The sequence below is a fragment of the Bradyrhizobium altum genome, from assembly GCF_020889705.1.
GTDB classification, from domain to species: domain Bacteria; phylum Pseudomonadota; class Alphaproteobacteria; order Rhizobiales; family Xanthobacteraceae; genus Bradyrhizobium; species Bradyrhizobium altum.
In genome coordinates, this window is record NZ_JACMYP010000475.1 from 1 (window position 1) to 3,158 (window position 3,158).

Annotated in this window: 3 protein-coding genes; 2 read left to right on the forward strand and 1 reads right to left on the reverse strand. The window is 66.5% G+C overall.

All coding sequences use genetic code 11. The features are described 5' to 3' along the window. Positions 1-85 precede the first annotated feature (85 nt). Positions 86-1,150, reverse strand: coding sequence for a lipopolysaccharide heptosyltransferase II (waaF, locus tag H8B02_RS46425; RefSeq protein WP_229172396.1), 1,065 nt, complete (start codon positions 1,148-1,150; stop codon positions 86-88). A 135-nt stretch (positions 1,151-1,285) separates the two neighbouring features. On the opposite strand from waaF, the gene rfaD reads away from it, so the two are divergent. Together rfaD and H8B02_RS46435 are read left to right on the forward strand one after the other, a co-directional pair. Beyond that, positions 1,286-2,266, forward strand: coding sequence for an ADP-glyceromanno-heptose 6-epimerase (rfaD, locus tag H8B02_RS46430; protein WP_229172397.1), 981 nt, complete (start codon positions 1,286-1,288; stop codon positions 2,264-2,266). An 18-nt stretch (positions 2,267-2,284) separates the two neighbouring features. Next, positions 2,285-3,158: PfkB family carbohydrate kinase (locus tag H8B02_RS46435; protein ID WP_229172398.1), on the forward strand; the 874-nt coding region annotated here is incomplete at its 3' end.

Genomic DNA, 3,158 nt, shown 5'->3' on the forward strand with positions numbered 1-3,158 from the left:
CGGCCGCGGCGATGGGGGCGCGGGCGCGCCAACGAGTTGTGGATAAGTTCAGCCTCGATGCGGAGGCGAACGCGATCGCTAAGGTCTATCGCGCGCTGATCTGAGCCAGCACGCGCTCGGCGATCCCCACGATGTCTTCGGGGGCGATGTCGCGCATGCAGCGATGGTCGTTCATGGTGCAGACCGTGCGCTGGCACGGCTGGCACGGCAGCTTGCTTTTGGTCTGCCGCACCGTGGCGGCGAGGCCGTTGAGGGGCGACCAGAGATAGGGATCGGTCGGGCCGAAGATGCCCATGGTCGGGGTGCCGATCGCGGCTGCGATGTGCATCAGCCCGGAGTCGTTGGTCACAGCGACGCTGGCCGCGGCCATCGCCAGCACGCCGTTGCGCAGATCGGTGCCGGTGAGATCGCGGACCCGCGCGCCGCCGACAGCGGCGATCTCCTGCGCCAGCGCCTTCTCGCCGGGGCCGCCGACCACCCAGACGTCGAAGCCGTGTTCGGCGAACAGCCGGGCGGCTTCAGGATAATAGGTCCAGCGTTTCGAGACCCCGACCGAGCCGGGTCCGAGTGCGATGGCCGGACCGGTGCCGAGGCCGTTGGCCTGCCGCCATCGGCCGACCTCGTCGGTGGGAACCCGCAGCTGTGGCACCGGCCATTCGGGCGGGCGCGGAGTGCCATCGGGCAGCGCCAGGATGGCGTTCTTGTCGATGAAGCGCGGCTGCTTCTTCTCGCCCCATCGCATGGCGTTGATCAGGCCGAACCGCGCCTCACCGAAGAAGCCGACCCGCTCCGGGATGCCCGCCAGGGCCGGCGCGATGGCCGCCTTCCAGGTGCGCGGCAGCACCAGCGCGGTGGCGTAGTTCCGCTTCCGAAACTCGGCTGCCAGCGCCCGCTGCCGGGCCAGTGCCAGCCGGCTGCGCGGCAGATCGAACACGACACCGGCACGGACCCCGGGCATATAATCCACCAAAGCGGCGCAAAGCCGGCTGGTCAGGAGGTCGACCGGCCGGTTGGGCCAGCGCTTGCGGAGCACCCTGACCACGGTGTGGCCGCGCACGAAATCGCCGATCCAAACATAGGGCACGACGAGGATGGGTCTGGTATCCTCGGTATCCTGCGTTTCGATGTCAGATATTGAATCAATATTCATTTCTAAACAGGCCAAAGCCGGATCGGCGCGGCCAAGTCGGTAACCGGTTCGCGATGTGAGGTAAAGCCGTCGTTGCCTGTGGCGCGGGAGTGGGGCAAAGCTGGCGGCTGCAAAGGAATCTGGCGGGATTTCATCATGTTTCTGGTAACCGGGGGCGCCGGTTTTATCGGATCGAACGTCGTGGCCGCGTTGAATGACGCCGGACGCAGCGACGTGGCGGTCTGCGACATTCTTGGGAACGACGGCAAATGGCGGAACCTGGCCAAGCGCCGGATCGCCGATTTCGTGCCGCCGGCCGAGTTAATGGCTTGGCTGCAGGGCCGGCGGCTTGATGCCGTCCTCCATCTCGGTGCCATCTCGGAGACCACCGCGACCGACGGCGATCTGGTGATCGAGACCAATTTCCGTCTCTCGATGCGGCTGCTCGACTGGTGCACCGCGACCGGAACCCCGCTGATCTATGCCTCGTCGGCGGCCACCTATGGCGACGGCGACCAGGGTTTTGACGACGACGGTTCAGTGGAGGCGTTGAAGCGTCTGCGGCCGATGAACCTGTATGGCTGGAGCAAGAACCTGTTCGACCTCGCCGTCGCCGAGCGCGCTGCGAAAGGCGAACCCCTGCCGCCGCAATGGGCGGGGCTGAAATTCTTCAACGTGTTCGGCCCGAATGAATATCACAAGGGCACGATGATGAGCGTGCTGGCGCGCCGCTTCGACGACATCAAGGCGGGCCGCGTCGTGCAGCTGTTCAAGTCGCATCGCGAGGGCATCGCCGATGGCGATCAGCGCCGCGACTTCATCTATGTCGACGACGTCGTGCGGGTGATGATGTGGCTGGTCGCGACGCCGCGGGTCTCCGGCCTCTTCAATGTCGGCACCGGCACGGCGCGGAGCTTCAAGGACCTGATCGTCTCGGCCTATGCCGCGCTCGGCCTGAAGCCGAACATCCAGTATGTCGACATGCCCGAGCAGATTCGCGGCAGTTACCAATATTTCACCCAGAGCGTCGTCGATCGTCTCGGGCGCGCCGGATACAATGGCGGTTTTACGCAGTTGGAAGACGCGGTCGGAGCCTATGTGAACGGCTTTCTCGATCGCGCGGATCGCTATCGCTAGAGCGGATGACGGTGACTGATGTTCGATTTTGAAGCGATCTCGCGTGCAATGTCCGGCCAGACCGTGCTCTGCGTCGGCGACCTCATGCTCGACGAGTTCGTCTATGGCGAGGTGTCGCGGATCTCGCCGGAGGCGCCGGCGCCGGTGATCGCGGTCAGGCGCAGCGAGATCAATATCGGCGGCGCCGGCAACGTCGCGCGCAATATCGCCGCGCTTGGCGGCCGCTGCATTTTCGTCGGCCTGATCGGCGAGGATGCCGCCGGCACGGTGTTGACCGAGGCGCTGGCGAAAGAGGTGGGGATCGAGACCGTGCTGGTACGCGACGACGCGCGTCCGACCACGCGCAAGGTGCGCTTCGTCTCCGAACAATTCTCGACCCACATGCTGCGCTCCGATTGGGAGCTGGCCGCGCCGGCCGCCCCCGCCATCGAGCAGCAGCTGATCGACGCGATCCTGCCGCACCTTGCGCGCGCCGACATCGTGCTGCTGTCCGACTATGCCAAGGGCGTGCTGACCGCGCGCGTGATCCGCAATGTGATCGACGCCGCGCGCCAGGCGGGCAAGCGCGTGATCGTCGATCCGAAGAGCGCCAACCTCGCGATCTATCGCGGCGCGACCGTGTTGACGCCGAACCGGAAGGAATTTGCCGAGGCGACCCGCAGCCGCGCCGACAGCCAGGACAGCATCGCGCAGGCCGCGCCCGATGCGATGGTCCTCGCCGATTGCGAGGCGATGCTGGTGACACAGGGCGAGCGCGGCATGACGCTGGTGATGCGGGAGGGCGGTTCGATCCACGTGCCGGCGCTGCCGGTCAAGGTGCGCGACGTCTCCGGGGCCGGCGATACCGTCGCAGCGGCGCTGGCGCTGGCGCTGGCTGCTGGTGCCGACTGGG